Origin of the sequence: Streptomyces sp. NPDC048258, assembly GCF_043201995.1 — a bacterium.
Taxonomy (GTDB): Bacteria; Actinomycetota; Actinomycetes; order Streptomycetales; family Streptomycetaceae; genus Streptomyces.
Genome location: NZ_JBICZH010000017.1, coordinates 16,427 through 31,355, shown reverse-complemented (window position 1 = coordinate 31,355; position 14,929 = coordinate 16,427). Strand labels below are relative to the sequence as shown.

The following is a 14,929-nucleotide window of genomic DNA, read 5'->3' as shown; positions in this document are numbered from 1 at the left end:
GCGCCGCCCGCCCTCGCCGAGTCCGCACATCCGGACGCGGGATGGCTGCCTGGCGGTCATCGTCATCCGCGAAGGCGCGGTGTGCGCAGTGCGCGTGTGACGGTTCCGGTGCCGGCTGCCAGGGTTGCGGAGGCGAGGACGGCGAGGACGGGGTTCACGTAGGCGGGGACCAGGTCGTCGTCGGTGTTGCAGGTGTTCGACAGCGGGAGCAGCGTCTCGACGTGTTCGTCGGGGTCGAAGCGGGTGTGCAGGGTGAGTTCGCACATTTCGCGGATGTCCAGGACCAGGAGGTGGGTCAGGCCCACCAGGTAGTGGACGCCGGTCAGGACGGCCAGCAGCATGGTCCAGAGTGCCCACCGGTCGCCGCGGGCCGCGCGCCTGACGGCCGCAACGCAGCACCAGAGGGCGGCCACGAATGCGCCCACCTGCAGGAATTCAGTCAGCATGGCGCCACGGTATGCGGACTGCGCGAGCACTATTCGGGCATACCGTCAGTTTATGTCCAGCAGTCAGGCATTGGTGACCGAACCAGCACATGTGCGCTGTTGGATCATGACCTCGTAAGGCGTGTTCATGTCACGCACGCGCACCACCAAGGTGAAAATCCAGGGATCCGCAGGGGACACGACCGGCGCCCAGGACATGCTCGCCGCCACGCTCAAGCGCCTGGAGCAGGTCCAGGACGGCCGGCGGGCCACGGCCACGGCCGCCGATACCGCAGCGAAGGCCGACAAGCGCCGAGTTGGAGCACCACGCCCCGCCCGGTGCCGTGAACTGGCCGGCTGGTCTTGATTACCCGTTTGGACCCCGCTGGGCGGCAGTGATCCTCTGCGCCGCCGGGGCCGCGGCTGACAGGGAGCTGGTCTCGGCCTCGACAACCCGGCCGTCGGCACTGTCCGCGCAGGTGCCGGTCGGGGTTCAGCGCAGCGGCGGGTGCGCGGCGAGCCAGTGGCGCGCGATCTGTTCGCGTGTGGCGACCCACGCCCCGCCGCGCTGCGCGGCGTGTCTCAAGAAGCCGTCGAGCGCGCGGATGCGGCCTGGCCGGCCGATGATCCGGCAGTGCATGCCGACGCTCATCATGCGCGGGCGCTCAGCGCCCTCGGCGTGGAGCGCGTCGAACGTGTCGACGAGGTACGAAAGCATGTCGTCAGCGGTCGTAAAGCCGTGGACGATCAGGAACTTGAAGTCGTTCGCATCGAGGCTGTACGGCACCACGAGGTGCGAGCGGCCGCCCTCCTGGACGTAGAACGGCAGGTCGTCCGAGTAGTCGTCGGAGTCGTAGAGGAAACCGCCCTCCTCGACGACGAGGCGCCGAGTGTTCGGGCTCGTCCGGCCGGTGTACCAGCCGACGGGCCGACGTCCGACGAGCCGCTCGATCGTCGCGATCGAGCGGGCGATGTCGCCGCGCTCTGCGTCCTCGGGCACGTGACGGTAGTCGATCCAGCGCCAACCGTGGCCGGCGACTTCCCAGCCGGCGGCGCCCATCGCTCGCGCCGCGTCCGGGTTGCGCTCCAGTGCCTGCCCGACGGCGTGGACGGTGAGCGGTGCGTCGTGGGCTGCGAGCGTGCGATGGATGCGCCAGAACCCGGCGCGCGAGCCGTAGGCGAACATCGACTCGACGTTCAGCTCGCGTCCGCCCACCACGGGTGGCGCGCCGACGAGCTCGTGGAGGAAGCCCTCGGAGGCGGGGTCGCCTTCGAGGACGTTCTGCTCACCGCCCTCTTCGTAGTTGAGAACGAGGCTGACGGCGACGCGGGCGCCGCCGGGCCAGGCGGCATGCGGCGGCTCGGCGCCGTAGCCGACGAGGTCGCGCTGATGCTCGGACACGGGCGGCACCCTACCGCCGATCGGTCGCCGCGCCAGAGGAGCGGTGCCGAGGCCGCCCACACCGCGGAGTGCGGCATCAACCGGCTCACAAGCCACCGGGCCGTCGCACCGCAGGGCACCGGCCGTTGAGCGCATGCTTCAAGAGGACATCGCGGCCCGCTCGGCCTCACTGCGGAGAACACAGAATTCATTGCCTTCAGGGTCCGCGAGGACGGCCCAGCCTGCGCCGTCGGGCTCCCGGCGATCGGTGACGAGGGTGGCACCGAGGCCCAGCAGCCGCTCGACCTCCTCCTCGCGCGATGTCTCCGGGCGCAGACACAGGTGGATCCTGTTCTTGATCGTCTTCGGTTCCGGCACCTGGTTGAAGTACAGCAACGGCCCCTCCGGCAGCAGCACCTCAGTCTCCCGGGCACCCGGTCTGTCCTCCGGATGCAGCGGACAACCGACCACCTCGCTCCAGAATCGGGCCAGCTCATAGGCATCCGCACAGTCGATCGCTACGTTCTGCACCACTGAGACCATGCACGTGAGCCTGCCCCGAGCATCGCCCGGTCCGCCACCAAATTTCGCGCAGAGACTCCAGCAACGCTTTCGTAACAGGCCCACCTTGCCGACCCGGACGCGCCAGGAAAGTGCCGGCAAGGCTCAGCGCTGTCGGACCGGGAGTCACCGAAGCGGTGCCGGTAGCAGTGCAGGTCGGGGCCGCAGAGGTTGGCGGCTCGCGTCCCCGCCTGTGATCAGCATGTCGTGATCGTGTCACGATCCGGTGGGCCCGCCCGGATGGGCGCAACCAGGCGACATAAAGACGATATTAAGGTGACGTGCGCCTGCCAAGGTGCGTACCTGTTCATCACTCTTTGCAACGGGATTGAATGTGAAGCTTCGTCATGTCCGCGCAATAGCCGTCTTCGGTGTCGCCGTCGTCGCGCTCACCGGAGCCCGTGGCTCCCACGGCGCCAGCTGTGGCGGCAGCCACGGCTCCAGCTCCTCGCACTCCAGCAGCTCGGGCAGCTCCAGCAGCGGTACCACCGGCGGCAGCGACAGCAGCAGCGGCAGCACGTCCGGCAACACCTCCGTTACGGGCGGTTCGAGCAGCGCCAACAAGGCCGAGCGCGACATCAAGATCGACAAGTGCCGCCTGGACGACTCGGGCAAGAACCTCGTCGCCCGACTCACCGTCACCAACAGCAGCTCGTTGAGCTACACCTACAACATCACCATGAAGTTCGAAGGCGCGCCCGGGTCGAACGCCCTCACCGCCACGGCCAAGGTCACCAACCTGACGGTCAAGGCCGGTGGATCCCAGCAGGCCGAAGCCACAACGCCGTACACCGGCAAGGGCGACGGAAGCGAGTACAAGGAGTGCGTCGTCTCCAGCGCGTCCAAGAGCGCCTCCTGACACACCGTCCTCCGGCCGGGCCGGGCGGGCGTGCTGGGGCAGTCCCGGTGTGGGGCGCTGGTCACGGCCCATCCGACCTGGTGGGGCCGCGGAGCTGCTGCCCTCGGCCCCGCCTGCCGGCCCGGCCGCCACCCTTCTGCCGCTAGTGCCCAGCCACTTCGGCGCCGACCGCCCCCATGCTTGCGTGACCGTGCGGAAGGCGCCCGGTTTCCTGGACCGGCTACACGACGACGGGCATCGTCGCGTACGAGAGCGACGCGACGATGCCGCACGCTCGTCGGGTACACGGCGCAGTCACGCCTCGCAGGCTGCTCCCCGATCGCCTCCCAGAGCGGGGGGCGTACGGCAGAATCCCGCTGTGAAGTCCGTGGGAATCCTTGCCGATCTGGAAGCGCACATGGCGGAGCTGTCCACGCCGATGCGGGTGTTCGTGGCGGTCGGACGGTTCACCGAGCCGGAACCCGACCTGCCAGAGCTGGCGGCCCGGATCCGCGCCCTGCTGGCCGAGGGCGCCGCCGACGAGGCCTGGCGGCGCTTTCTGCCCGCGTACGCCCCGCCGTCCGTCCCGGAGATCTGCGCGGCTCTGGAACCGGTGGAGACGCACGCGGCCGCTGCGTTCCTGGCCCAGGTCGCGGCTGTCGACCTGGTCTGGCCAAGCCACCAGCACCTGCCCGCCGAGGCCGCCGAGCGCGCGGCGGAGCGGGTGGTGTCCCTGCTCGGACCGGAGGGCAGCTGGTGGTCCAATCACGACGCCGAATGCGGCGCCGTGAACGGGCTGACCCCGCTGTTCGACAGCCTGCTCGCAGGGACGGACGGTGAGCACTTCGCGCTGGCCCTGCAGATCGCCGACGACTGACCGGCCCGCCCCCCCAGGTGCGAACTGCACCATCCAGCAGATCGAGTACCTCAAGTCCGATCCGGTGAACGTCGGCACCCACCCTCAGGACATGCTGGCCACCGTCCGTGCCGACGACGGCAGCGCCGACTTCGCCCGGTTCCGCAAGACCAAGCTCCCCGTTTGGCCCGCCTCAACCACGGTCTGAGCAGAGGATCAGAAACGGGTACTCACCGCACCCTGAGGGCGTGTGGCTGTCAGGCAGCCGATGTCTGGCTGAGTCGGCTCGCGAGATTTGCCTGATGTTGTGGGTGGCAACTGCGTTTCGGCAGGTCAGGACCGTCTTCCGGCGCTGTTGATGTAGGGCTGCGGCTAGTTCCTGTCCCTCCGTACATGGAGGCCTGGCCGTCGACGAACTGCGCAACGCCGGCCGCGAGGTCGACGCCGAGGCGCTCACGCACATCACCCCGGCCCGCAGCTCGGCGGTCAACACTTAGCCGGGCCCGGGCAGCGCCTCAGCACGGGCAACCGTGGTGCACGATCGACCAGTTCCACCTGAGCGGTCAAGATGGCCATCGGGTCATCGAGTGGAGACCTCACGCATCCATCGCGCATGCTGACGGACGCGCAACGTAGGCGAGAGTCTGACACCGGAATACCGCCGGATCGTCCGGCCTGGGGTGGACTGGCGGGCGGTGGCCACCCCCGGGGCGGGCCGCCGCTCGCCTCCCTGGCGGTCCTCGACGCCGGGCCACGCGGAAGGCAGCCTTCGATCGACCTGTTTCCTTCGATTCCTGAGTAATTCGGGCATCCGGCCAGGACTCTCAAAGAAGTACATCTGATGACATTCGGTGATATTCGGGCGCCCTGGAGGTGAGCCGCCCCATAGGGCCCAGGTCACAAACGAAACGGAATAGTAGCCTCTAAACTGGACATATGCACCCTCCCGCAACCCATCCCACCTGCACGGATACGGGTCACCCCCACGAAGGGCGGCTCCACCCCCGCTCCGAGGGGCGCTAGTAAGCGGGCTCGTTGCCAGGGGGGCGGGGCGTCTGTAGAACTGGATGAGTCGCAGGGCGGCAGGGGTACTTCACCCGCCGCCGACGAACCCCTCTCCTTTGCGTGAGTGGCTCACGCATGTCCTCGGCATGCCCGCGACCGCCCTTGTCCCCTTCGGAAGGTCAATCCGTGTCCAACCCCGTCATCCGCCGCATCGCCGCTTCCAAGAAGACCCTCACGGGTACCGTCCTCGCCCTGGGTGTCGCCGGTTCCATGCTGGCCGCCGTTCCCGCGCAGGCCGCCCCGACGAGTGCCAAGGCGATCGCGCAGCAGATGATCAAGGACCCGGCCCAGTTCGCTGCGTTCGACAAGATCATCTCGCATGAGAGCGGCTGGGACCACACGGCGACCAACCCCTCCTCCGGCGCGTACGGCCTGGCCCAGGCCCTGCCGGCGTCGAAGATGGCCTCCGCGGGCTCGGACTGGAAGACCAACCCGGCCACCCAGATCAAGTGGGGCCTGGACTACATGAACGAGCGCTACGGCAGCCCCGTCGGCGCCTGGAACTTCTGGTCCGCCAACCACTGGTACTAAGCCACCAGCGGACAGCAGATGCACGAAAACGCTCGGCCGGGACTCCCCGGCCGAGCGTCTTTGCGTATCCGGCCGCCGAGCTCACCGCGGCGCCGGCAGCCCGGCAGCGGCGCTCGCGATGGTGTTCAAGCTCGTCGAGACCGCCCAGGCCCGATGGCGCGCGATCACCGGCGCCCACCTCGTCCCGCTGGTCCGCGCCGGGGCCCGCTTCGAACGCGGTCAGCTCGTCGAACGCCCCGAAAACCTCGCAGCATGAACGTGCTCAGCTGACACACTGAGGCCGAAGCGCAGAACCGCACAGAGGACCCAGACGCCCATGCTGAACCCACTCGACGCTCCAGACGCGGTGTCAGCCGCTGCTGAACCGCTCGAGGACCTGCTCGACGACTGCAACCATATGCCGTCCATATACCTATTCCATGTAGTCCCATTGGCTGGGATGACACCCGGTCATGACTGGATGAAGGGTCTCGCTCAAGCCGTGTACGACGCGGGGGCCAGTGGACACCAGGTAAGAACGTCGGTCGACCCGTTCGAGTCACCACAAGCCTGGCGGGACATTTTCCGCCGACAGGTGACCGAAGGGTTCATGCAGCCCGCCCAGAGGTACTCGGACCCCAACCTGCGCACGCCCGTTGAGATCCGGCAGGCAGGCGAACTCGCCGATGGCGTCGTCGACCTCATCGAGGCACATCTGGGGCCCGTCCGAAGCTCCGGCGACGTCAGCGGCCCGCACGCGGGCGACATAGGGTGGCGCAACTTGCTGTTGGTCACCAGCGACTGGGCCACCATCCTGCATTTCGGGATTTGCGACTGACCGAACACGTCCCCGTCAACTGCGGCCGCCGCCGCAGTGGCTCTCATCGTCCACAACTCTTGACAATTGCTCGCTTGGGCGGCGTCGTTGTCAGTGGTGTCGTGCATGATCGGCGCGTCTGTTCTTCTACGGGGATGGGGAAGCGCATGCCGATCACAAACCAGCAGGTAGCAGGGCACGCGTTTCTGCGGCAGATGTACGAGGACTCGTACTTCCCCGATCACGTCGTCGACCAGGGCAGGGCGATCCTGCTGCGGCTGTGCGAGCGGATTGAGGCTGAGCAGCCGTCGGATCCGGAGGCCCTGTATGCGCTCACGCAGGCCGCGACGGAGGAGTTCAACCTTCTGGAGGCGGAGTTCGAGGCCGCCGGGAGTGGGATCGAGACGGTCGCGCGTGAGTGGATCGCCGAGGACTTCTGGTTTGTCGCGTCGGTATACGGGTTCACGGACGCGGATGTAGAGGAGCTGATCGCCGGCCGGGACTGGTGAGCGAGGACCGGAAGGCCATCTGCCGGTCAGAGCCATTCGTGTGTGTGGGGCGATCAGCACGGTCGCCTCGTAGCGGACCGCAAGCTTGTCGTACCGCGTGGCGACCGCGCGGTGGCGCTCATCGATCGTGCCGTGGATGAACATCACGCTTGCAACTGATCCTTCGGCCGCCGCCCTCATGGACTCGGCGGCCGAGGAGAGTCTGCAGCGCCCGGACGCCGCGCCGGCCGCAACCCGCAACTCACCCTCCGGAGAATTGTGGAGCAGCCTTAACAGCGGGCGAGTGTGCCGCTGTCCAGGGTGGATTTGTCGCCGAACACCCAGCCTTCGGTTTCCGTGCCCGCGATACGGGCGTAGACCCACTTGTTGGCATGGGCATTGGTGACATAGCAGTGGTAGTAGACCTTCGCCCCGGACTTGACCTCGGTCACAGAGGAGCACTCCGCGTACGGCCCGGTGTAGAGGTGGGTGGTCTGGGCCGCGTGGCCGTAGCCATCGCTGCGGTTCGAGTGGGCCCAGCCGGTGCACGCCGTCGACACCGGGGTGGGCTGCTTCACCGTGGAACTGGGCGTTGCCTTCGGAGAGGCTGACGGGTCCCCTGCCGGCTTGTCACCTCCGTTGCCGGGCGCTGACGTGGGACCTGCCCCTCGGTCCTCTTCCTTCTTCGAGGGGGTGCTGGACGACTTCTCGCCGGGGCTGATGGACGTCAGATCACCCGGGGCGGCTGGGCCGTCGGTCGTGCGTGCCGTGGGCAGCGCCGTGTTCGACCCGCCGCTGCCCTCGCCTCGCATGTCCATCAGAGCGTAGGCGACTCCGCCGCAGGTGAGGACGGTGGCGGCCGCCACCGCGACGATGGTACGGGTGCGGCGGCGCCGCGCGTGGACCGTCGTGGCACGGGTCTCGGAACGGCTGTTGTGACCGGCGGGTATGCCGGGCGCCACGCCCGGCTGCGCGGCGCCCGCCGGCGGAGGGGCAGCGTACGCGCCGGCCGAGTAGGGAGCGACGGGCTGGGGGGCGGGCGGGGAGAGCGGCACGGCGAGGGCGGGACCGAAGCCCGGCGGAGTGACGGGCTGGGGCGCCGGTGCCGCCGCGAGGTCCGCACTCCTGCCCCCGGCGACCGCCTCCAGCATTTCGCGCGCCTGCCCGGCGTCGGGCCGCTGCAGCGGGTCCTTGGCCATCAGCGCCTGCAACACCGGGGTGAGCGGTCCGGCGCGCTGGGGCTCCGGCAGTGGTTCGCCGACGATCGCCGCCAGCGTGGACCACACCGACGTACGGCGGAAGGGCGAAGCGCCCTCCACGGCCGCGTACAGCGTCATGCCGAGCGCCCAGATGTCCGACGCGGCACCCGGTACCTGGCCCTGTGCGCGCTCCGGTGGCAGATAGTCGAGAGAGCCGACGATCTGACCGCTCTGGGTCAGCTTGGCCAGGGCCTCGTCGCCGGAGGTCTCCATGCTGGCGATGCCGAAGTCGGTGAGCACGACCCGGCCGCTGCGCTCAAGCAGTACGTTGCCGGGCTTGACGTCCCGGTGGAGGACCCCGGCCCGGTGTGCCGCGTCGAGCGCGTCCATCAGCTTGGCGCCGATCGCGGCCGCTTCGCGCGGATCCAGTGAGCCGCGCTCCGCCAGCACAGCGTCGAGGGAGGGCCCGTCGACCAGCTCCATGACGATGACCGGCAGCCCCTGCTCCTCGACCACGTCGTGCACGGTGACCACACCGCTGTGCCGGATACGGGCGGCGGCCTGCGCCTCCCTCTGCATCCGGACCCGCAGATCGGCCAGTTCGGCCGGGGAGGCGTCGGTGTAGGCCCGCAGGACCTTGACGGCGACCTCGCGGTTCAGCAACTGGTCCACCGCCCGGGCGACCACGCCCATGCCACCGCGGCCGATCGTGGCGGTCACGCGGTATCGCCCGCCCAGAACCTCGCCGACCAGATCCGCGCCGTTCGCCCCCGTCACCTGTCACATCCCGTTCGTCGCACTGTTCGAAATCCGCCACGTGGCGGGCACACCAGGGTAGGGGTTCGCGTATGTGCGCGTGCGCACGGCCCGGCCCTCGGCGCGCAGGTTGCACCTTCCAACAGCCGTGATCACCAAGACATCTCACCTGCGATCAGGACGCTCGTGCGTTACCCCCGCGGTCCGCCCCCTCTGCAAGAAGCGCCGGGCCGAAGCGCCAGCCCTGCAGAAGAAGCCCGGTGCAGGGGTGCGATGCGCCGGTTTGGTGTCAGTGGTGTGTTGGCAGTGACAGCCCGTCAGCCACGGGTGGCCGACGGACAAACTGACCGCGCTCCGCCTCGGCAGGAGGCTGGTTGCGGAAGTCCCGGCATCGCGGCCGAAGTGCCGCGCATTCGTGGACATCCGTCCCGAGCAGAGCGAGCCTGATGTCCAGGCGCGGGACGAGGGATGGGTTCGCAGCGAGGTTGAACGTAGTTTCCGGCTTGAACACTGGGAGTACGAGCGCGGGCGCATCGATGGCTTCGACTACGACATCGACGCAGCCCTCATCGAGTCCACTGACGCCACGGACGAGTCTGAGCTGATTACCGTGCTCGACGCATGGGGCGTCCGGCCGGACCTCTTCGTCTATCCCTGGGACAGCGACGATCCCAAGTAGATGAAGATCAGCCCAGGGGAGCTGCCGGCTCGCTCCGGCAGTCAGGGCGCCGAGGCCGTCAATCAGGGCGAAGGTAACGCGGCGACCTCCCGGTCGATGGCGACCGCCAGGAGCACAGTGGCGTCGGTCTCGTACGGGTCGGTCGGCGTAGGTGCTGTGGTCGCTGACGTTGTACTGGGTCGCCTTCGCCACGGCCCCGGGCGCGCTGCGCCCAGGGGCCCTTGGCCGGCGTCCTGCCTGGCCGCCGAAGCGTCAGCCGTCCCCGCACCCGCACATCAGAGCGGTGGTGCGTACTCGGTGCGAAGAAACGGCAGAAGCTCCGTTACAGAGCCCTGAACCCATTCGGCGCACAGCGCACGGCATGGCGTGAATGAACTGCTTATGTGGCCGAAACCCCCTTGCTTCGACATTGGACGGGCTGCCCGCACCTTCCGCCCCGCCTGTGTCAACTGGACCTGACGCTTGCATCTTGCAAGGGAGAGTTACGGAGATGTCCGCATTAGGCAACGTGAGTCCCGAGTTATGGCGGTTGATGGTGGGTGCGGGCCAGAGTGTGGCTTCCCGGCAGGACGCCGGGAACCGCACGGAGCCCGTCCGGCTCGCACGAAGCCGGACCGGGCTGACTTTTCGAAGGAGTCGTCTGCATGTCTGCTTCTCCCGCCACCCGCCGTCTTCTCGCCGCGGTCCTGGCCGCCGGCGCCCTGGTCGGCGCGGCCGCCATTCCGGCCGCCGCCCACGACGACGACCGGCGTGACCACCGCGGCCGGAATTCCTCGATCGTCATCGGCGACGTCCAGCACGACAGCCGCGGCCGCGACCGCGACCGCGGCCGCGACGACCGCGCCCTGAACCGCGAATGGGTCGAGGTGAAGAACACCGGCCGTCACTCCGTCGACCTGCGCGGCTTCACCCTCACCGACCGCGACGGCAACCGCTACCGCTTCCGGGACTTCCGCCTCGACGGCCGCTCCAGCGTCAAGGTCCACACCGGCCAGGGCCGCGACACCCACCGCGACGTCTACCAGGACCGTCGCCACCAGATCTGGGACGAGCGCGACACCGCCACCCTCCGCGACAACCGCGGCAACGTCATCGACACCGAGTCCTGGGGCCGCCGCGGACACCACGACAACCACCGCCGCTAACCCAGGCCGGCAGCCACACCATCGGGGACAGTGAACTGCCGGCCACCGGCGACGGCGTGCCACGGCAACCCAGCCGCGGCACGCCACACCCCCGACCACCCTGGGCGCCTGACCTGCCCGACCCGCCAAGCCTGCACCCCACGTCTGCGGCACACGTCGTGGGGTGTGGTGTGAGGAGATGGGTTCGAAGGCGTTCGGGTCACGCCCGGGCCCACCGCAACTGCGGGCGGTGTCCCCGAGCTCTTTGGAAGCAGCGGCACATCCGACCCCGGGAGGTTCTTTGTGGAGTTCTGGCAGTATTCCCCGTCAGAGGTCACGGTCCCTCAGCTGGACCTCGACCCCTACCGCTTCCCCGGCGCTGACACCGTCGAGCCCGCGGCCTGCGAGGCCTCGCCGCAGAGCCGCCCAGGTGATACGGACTGGCAACTGCCTCCCTGCGGCGAAGAGCATCCGCGGGCCCATTGGCCGGCATCCGACCCCCGCCTCGCCTGGTCCCTGAAGCCCTTGGACCGGAGGCGGTTGGATCTGCACGCGGCACTGACCGCCGTCGGCATTCCACCGCTCCCCGGCGACCTGGAAGCCATCCACGCCCTGTCCTCACTCGACGACACGACCAACGCAGCCCTCGTGCGGTGGATCACCACCAGCCGCTGAACCCACAGTGAGCACGCCTATGACGGTGGGGGCTTTCGCCAAAACGGGGTCTCCTTCTCGCTCGCGGTTGGGGTGGTGCGTGCGGCCGGGCGGGCTGTCCGGTCCTCGCCGGGCCCCTGGGCGGGGCGGGCGAGGGCCAGGCAGGGCGTCAGGTCAGCGGGCGCGGCGGGTGCGGAGCCGGCGGGCGGCCCACTGCCGCAGCTGGTCGAAGCGCGTGGGGTGGGTGTGGCGCCAGGCGGTGGGGAACACGCCGTGCTCGGTGGGGAAGGACTGGGACGCGCCGCAGGTGCACGTCCAGACGTACGGCTCGGGGCGGGTGTCGTCGCGGGTGGCGGTGACCTTGACCTTGGTGCCGTCGTGGCTCCCGTGGAAGGAGCCGACCCAGAACTCGGTGTTCTGCAGCTTCATAGGATTCCCATCGGGTTCGGGCGCGCGCTGCACGGGCGCGCGCCAGCGGGTGGGCGGTACTGGACCAGGTGGAGCGCGCGGGGTCAGCGCTGGAGCGGGTGGATGTTGTCGGGTTCGTCGCCGAAGTCGTCGCCCGCCGGGGTGGGGGCGGGGACGATGGCGTGCAGGTGCAGCGCGGGGTTGAACTGGTACTGCGGCGGGTGGTTGTGGACGATGGGCCGCAGGGTCAGGCCGCGCAGGCGAAGATGCTGGCCAGGGCCCACATGAGGGCGGCGAGTCCGGTGACGGCGGCGCGGCCTCCGGCCGGGGAAGCGGACCAGATCATCGCGAGGCTGCCGCATCCGAAGAGCACCCAGGTGATGCGGGCACCGGCGTTGCCGAAGAAGCCGCCGACGAGTCCGAGCAGTCCGGCGAGCTGCCAGAAGGCGTACAAGGCGGCCGGGGCGACGCTGAGGTGGGCGGCCTGCTGGGCGAAGAAGACGTTACCCCAGGAGACGGACCGGCCCACGCCCTGCTCGTCGACCTGCGTCAGGTAGCGGTCCAGCCCGCTGAGCTGTGCCTCGGCCTCCGCCGTGGCCAGCGCCACCACCTCGACGCGATAGCCCGCCGCACGCCAGACGCGGGCCGTCGCGATGGCCTCCGCCAGATCGGCGATGGGGGCTTCCAGGACCGCGTCGAAGCAACCCCGGCTCGCTGGGGACGGAGCCGATGGACCCGGCGCCCCCGGAGGCCACCACCGAACACCCCGTCGTCGTGAACAGCGGCTGGAAGGGCGGCTTCCTCAACGAGGAGGCGTACCAGTGGGTGCGGTCGGTGGACCTGCTCAGCGACCAGGAGTGCCTGCTGCCCTTCGCCGTCGGCCTGGACCTCAACACCGCGTTCCTCGCCGCCGCGGCCCGGCTGGTCGTCGGCCTGTCCGGACCGGACCACTTCAACGCCCCGAAGTTCAACCCGAAGATCCCCGGCTCCTGGCTGGTCGACCTCAGCCACATCGAGCTGGACCCGCGCCTGCCGTCGCCGTTCACCCCGGACGGCACCCGCCCGACGGGCCCGGCCTGGTACCAGACGCACACCGTCGCCTACGCCCAGGAGCTCGGCCACGACGTCCACCCGATCGAGGCGTACCTGCGCCGCGAGACTGGCGCGTACCTGGACCCGTGGCACGACCGGCTCAAGACCGCGTACGTCGACACCCTCGCCGACCTCGGCGTCACCCGGGACCTGGACGACCAGCAGTTCCTCGCGGCGATGGAGCGGCACAAGCAGGCCGCCCCGGCCCTGGCCGCCGTCCTCTCGGCCATCAAGGCCACGGTCAAGGGCGGCGTCGGCAAGCTCCGCGAGCGCCCGCAGGGCCGCAAGCACAAGGACGGCGAGCGGTGGCCGGCCCTGGAGCGCCCGACCTGGCGCCCCGACATCCGCGCCGCCGTCATCAGCAAGGCGCGGGTCAACATGCACCGCAAGCTCAACAACATGGCGAAGATGACGGGCCTGTACCCGCTCGCCGTGCTGTCCGACTGCGTCGTCTACCCCAGCCCGAGCACGAGCCCGCTCGACTTCTTGCCGTACGCGGCCTCCGGCAAGCCCCAGCCCGGCGGGTTCCGTCTCGGGCCGACCCCGGGCCTGGCCAAGCTGGAGGGCGTCCAGGAGAAGGCGTGGGCGGTCGACCTGACGGAAGAAGGGCCTCAACCCGGCCCGCCACATCAAGGGCGGCGACGCTGTAGGGTCTCAAAAGCCTTGGCAGAATCTCACGGCAGTTGGCAGATGGATGGCAGAAATGCCACTGCCATGAGACTTGCAGTTGTCCTGTCGCACTGAAGCTGTCGGATTCCCACTCAGTCTCGTTCGTGCTGGCAGATTCTCAGTGCGGCGGCTCTTGAGCGGCGGTGCCGTAGGCCGGCAGCCGGGCCGGAAGACCCCGGCTGCCTGTCCGCCCGGACGGTGTGTCAGACCACGGCGAGCCGGTCCACCAGCAGCTCCACCCTCCGCTCGGCTGCCGCCGGCGGCAGCCGTCCCGCCCGGGTCAGGGTGGCCAGCCCATGCAGGGCCGCCCAGAACACCTCGGTGAACAGCCCCGGGTGGACGCCGTCCCCGGCGACCTCGCCGAGGCTTTCCAGCAGGGCGGCGAAGCCGTCCTTCAGCGGCTCCGGGGTGTCCTCAACCGCGAAAGCCAGACCGCCGTCGAGCTGGAACATGGCGTCGTAGACCGCCGGGTTGCGCTCGGCGAAGTCGAGGTAGGTGCGGGCGAGAGCGGTGACCCGGGCGCGCGGGCCGTTTGCGGCGGAGGTCGCGGCCCGCAGCGCCGCGGCCATCTCGGCGGCACCCTCCAGGGCGACAGCGCCGATGATCTCGCGCTTGCCGCGGAAGTGGCTGTAGAGGACGGGCTGGCTGTATTCGATGCGCTCGGCGAGCCGGCGGGTGGTGACCGCGTCCCAGCCCTGCTGCTCGGCGAGTTCGCGGGCCGTTGCCACGATGAGGCGCTCGCGGGCCGCCCGTTCGCGTTCCTTGCGTTCCTGTACCGACATACCCCGACCCTAGCACCGCTAGACAAGCGAGCGGCAGAAGTACTAGCGTTGTCTCATCATCTAGCGGCGCTAGATCCCAGGAGGGGTCATCATGCTCGACGCACTCAAGGTCGTCACCATCGTGGTCGTCGGAGTGATGGTGGGGGTGGAGTTCTCCGTCGCGTTCGTCATCAACCGGATCTTCGACGCACTCCCCGGCGACAACGGCCAGCTCGGCCGCGCCCACGGGGGCCGGATGCTCGGCGCCGTGATGCCGGTCTGGTACATCGGCTCGCTCGTCCTCGCCGCGGTCTGGGCCATCGCGGGATGGCACCATCACGGCACCGGCCTCGTCGTGACCGCCGCCGCGCTGCTGATCCTCAGCGTGCTCATGTCAGTCTTGCTGCTCGTCCCGATCAACAACCGGAGCAAGACGTGGACCCCCGAGAACCGGCCCGAGGACTGGAAGGAGCAGGCGAATCGCTGGGACCGCTTCCACTATGTCCGCGTCGCCGTCATCATCGCCGCCTTCGCCCTGCTGGCCACCGCCCTCGTCTGAGCCCGCGGTCCGAGACCGCGCAGGCTGCGCGCGCTCCTCTACTCCGCGGGCGGCAGACGACGATTCGCACGGATCTACACCGCCCTC

The 14,929-nt window shown here is 69.4% G+C and carries 18 protein-coding genes and 2 pseudogenes; 12 read left to right on the top strand and 8 right to left on the bottom strand.

Features of this window, described 5'->3' with window-relative positions:
• Nucleotides 1-62 precede the first annotated feature (62 nt).
• A complete protein-coding gene (locus tag ACGFYQ_RS30845) occupies nt 63-446 on the bottom strand; it encodes a hypothetical protein (RefSeq protein WP_393749461.1) in 384 nt (127 codons plus the stop codon).
• Nucleotides 447-573: 127 nt separating this feature from the next.
• On the opposite strand from ACGFYQ_RS30845, the gene ACGFYQ_RS30840 reads away from it, so the two are divergent.
• Nucleotides 574-792 carry a hypothetical protein gene (locus tag ACGFYQ_RS30840; RefSeq protein ID WP_393749460.1) on the top strand — a complete coding sequence of 73 codons (219 nt, stop codon included), beginning with the start codon at nt 574-576 and terminating at the stop codon, nt 790-792.
• A gap of 126 nt (nt 793-918) precedes the next feature.
• On the opposite strand, the gene puuE is transcribed toward ACGFYQ_RS30840, so the two are convergent.
• Complete coding sequence (puuE, locus tag ACGFYQ_RS30835; RefSeq protein ID WP_393749459.1) at nt 919-1,827, bottom strand: allantoinase PuuE; 909 nt, start codon at nt 1,825-1,827, stop codon at nt 919-921.
• Between the two features lie 138 nt (nt 1,828-1,965).
• Nucleotides 1,966-2,349 (bottom strand): VOC family protein, encoded by a 384-nt coding sequence (locus ACGFYQ_RS30830; protein WP_393749458.1) that lies wholly within the window; start codon nt 2,347-2,349, stop codon nt 1,966-1,968.
• A gap of 352 nt (nt 2,350-2,701) precedes the next feature.
• Here ACGFYQ_RS30830 and ACGFYQ_RS30825 point away from each other — a divergent pair, with 352 nt between their 5' ends.
• The 6 genes and pseudogenes from ACGFYQ_RS30825 to ACGFYQ_RS30800 all read left to right on the top strand — a co-directional run bounded on the left by ACGFYQ_RS30825 (nt 2,702) and on the right by ACGFYQ_RS30800 (nt 6,962).
• Nucleotides 2,702-3,226, top strand: coding sequence for a hypothetical protein (locus ACGFYQ_RS30825; protein WP_393749457.1), 525 nt, complete (start codon nt 2,702-2,704; stop codon nt 3,224-3,226).
• A gap of 358 nt (nt 3,227-3,584) precedes the next feature.
• Nucleotides 3,585-4,082 carry a hypothetical protein gene (locus tag ACGFYQ_RS30820; RefSeq protein WP_393749456.1) on the top strand — a complete coding sequence of 166 codons (498 nt, stop codon included), beginning with the start codon at nt 3,585-3,587 and terminating at the stop codon, nt 4,080-4,082.
• 1,119 nt (nt 4,083-5,201) lie between these two features.
• The gene (locus tag ACGFYQ_RS30815) at nt 5,202-5,657 is read left to right on the top strand and encodes a transglycosylase SLT domain-containing protein (RefSeq protein ID WP_393749455.1); all 456 of its coding nucleotides are present in this window, start codon (nt 5,202-5,204) and stop codon (nt 5,655-5,657) included.
• A gap of 85 nt (nt 5,658-5,742) precedes the next feature.
• Nucleotides 5,743-5,913 (top strand): annotated as a pseudogene (locus ACGFYQ_RS30810) (IS256 family transposase); the annotation flags it as partial.
• Nucleotides 5,914-5,973: 60 nt separating this feature from the next.
• Nucleotides 5,974-6,474: a hypothetical protein gene (locus tag ACGFYQ_RS30805; RefSeq protein WP_393749454.1), complete on the top strand. Its 501-nt coding sequence runs from the start codon at nt 5,974-5,976 to the stop codon at nt 6,472-6,474.
• 146 nt (nt 6,475-6,620) lie between these two features.
• On the top strand, nt 6,621-6,962 hold the full coding sequence (locus ACGFYQ_RS30800) for a DUF5713 family protein (RefSeq protein ID WP_393749453.1): 342 nt from the start codon (nt 6,621-6,623) through the stop codon (nt 6,960-6,962).
• 269 nt (nt 6,963-7,231) lie between these two features.
• Here ACGFYQ_RS30800 and ACGFYQ_RS30795 read toward each other — a convergent pair whose 3' ends face one another.
• Nucleotides 7,232-8,917, bottom strand: coding sequence for a protein kinase (locus tag ACGFYQ_RS30795; RefSeq protein WP_393749452.1), 1,686 nt, complete (start codon nt 8,915-8,917; stop codon nt 7,232-7,234).
• A gap of 394 nt (nt 8,918-9,311) precedes the next feature.
• On the opposite strand from ACGFYQ_RS30795, the gene ACGFYQ_RS30790 reads away from it, so the two are divergent.
• From ACGFYQ_RS30790 to ACGFYQ_RS30780, 3 genes are all read left to right on the top strand, one after another.
• Nucleotides 9,312-9,575: a hypothetical protein gene (locus ACGFYQ_RS30790; RefSeq protein ID WP_393749451.1), complete on the top strand. Its 264-nt coding sequence runs from the start codon at nt 9,312-9,314 to the stop codon at nt 9,573-9,575.
• Nucleotides 9,576-10,219: 644 nt separating this feature from the next.
• Nucleotides 10,220-10,720 (top strand): lamin tail domain-containing protein, encoded by a 501-nt coding sequence (locus tag ACGFYQ_RS30785; RefSeq protein WP_393749450.1) that lies wholly within the window; start codon nt 10,220-10,222, stop codon nt 10,718-10,720.
• A 519-nt stretch (nt 10,721-11,239) separates the two neighbouring features.
• Complete coding sequence (locus ACGFYQ_RS30780; RefSeq protein WP_393749449.1) at nt 11,240-11,374, top strand: hypothetical protein; 135 nt, start codon at nt 11,240-11,242, stop codon at nt 11,372-11,374.
• A 153-nt stretch (nt 11,375-11,527) separates the two neighbouring features.
• On the opposite strand, the gene ACGFYQ_RS30775 is transcribed toward ACGFYQ_RS30780, so the two are convergent.
• From ACGFYQ_RS30775 to ACGFYQ_RS30765, 3 genes are all read right to left on the bottom strand, one after another.
• Nucleotides 11,528-11,782, bottom strand: a complete 255-nt coding sequence (locus tag ACGFYQ_RS30775; RefSeq protein WP_393749448.1) for a hypothetical protein — start codon at nt 11,780-11,782, stop codon at nt 11,528-11,530.
• Between the two features lie 83 nt (nt 11,783-11,865).
• Nucleotides 11,866-12,045: a hypothetical protein gene (locus tag ACGFYQ_RS30770; RefSeq protein ID WP_393749447.1), complete on the bottom strand. Its 180-nt coding sequence runs from the start codon at nt 12,043-12,045 to the stop codon at nt 11,866-11,868.
• Nucleotides 12,009-12,416, bottom strand: a complete 408-nt coding sequence (locus ACGFYQ_RS30765) for a zeta toxin family protein (RefSeq protein WP_393749595.1) — start codon at nt 12,414-12,416, stop codon at nt 12,009-12,011. The genes ACGFYQ_RS30770 and ACGFYQ_RS30765 overlap by 37 nt, the downstream gene beginning before the upstream one ends.
• Nucleotides 12,417-12,463: 47 nt before the next feature.
• Here ACGFYQ_RS30765 and tap point away from each other — a divergent pair.
• Nucleotides 12,464-13,571 (top strand): annotated as a pseudogene (tap, locus tag ACGFYQ_RS30760) (telomere-associated protein Tap); the annotation flags it as partial.
• Nucleotides 13,572-13,725: 154 nt separating this feature from the next.
• On the opposite strand, the gene ACGFYQ_RS30755 reads toward tap, so the two are convergent.
• A complete protein-coding gene (locus ACGFYQ_RS30755; protein WP_393749446.1) occupies nt 13,726-14,304 on the bottom strand; it encodes a TetR/AcrR family transcriptional regulator in 579 nt (192 codons plus the stop codon).
• Nucleotides 14,305-14,395: 91 nt separating this feature from the next.
• Between ACGFYQ_RS30755 and ACGFYQ_RS30750 the strand changes: the two genes are divergently transcribed.
• A complete protein-coding gene (locus ACGFYQ_RS30750; RefSeq protein WP_393749445.1) occupies nt 14,396-14,842 on the top strand; it encodes an anthrone oxygenase family protein in 447 nt (148 codons plus the stop codon).
• The last annotated feature ends 87 nt before the right edge of the window (nt 14,843-14,929 follow it).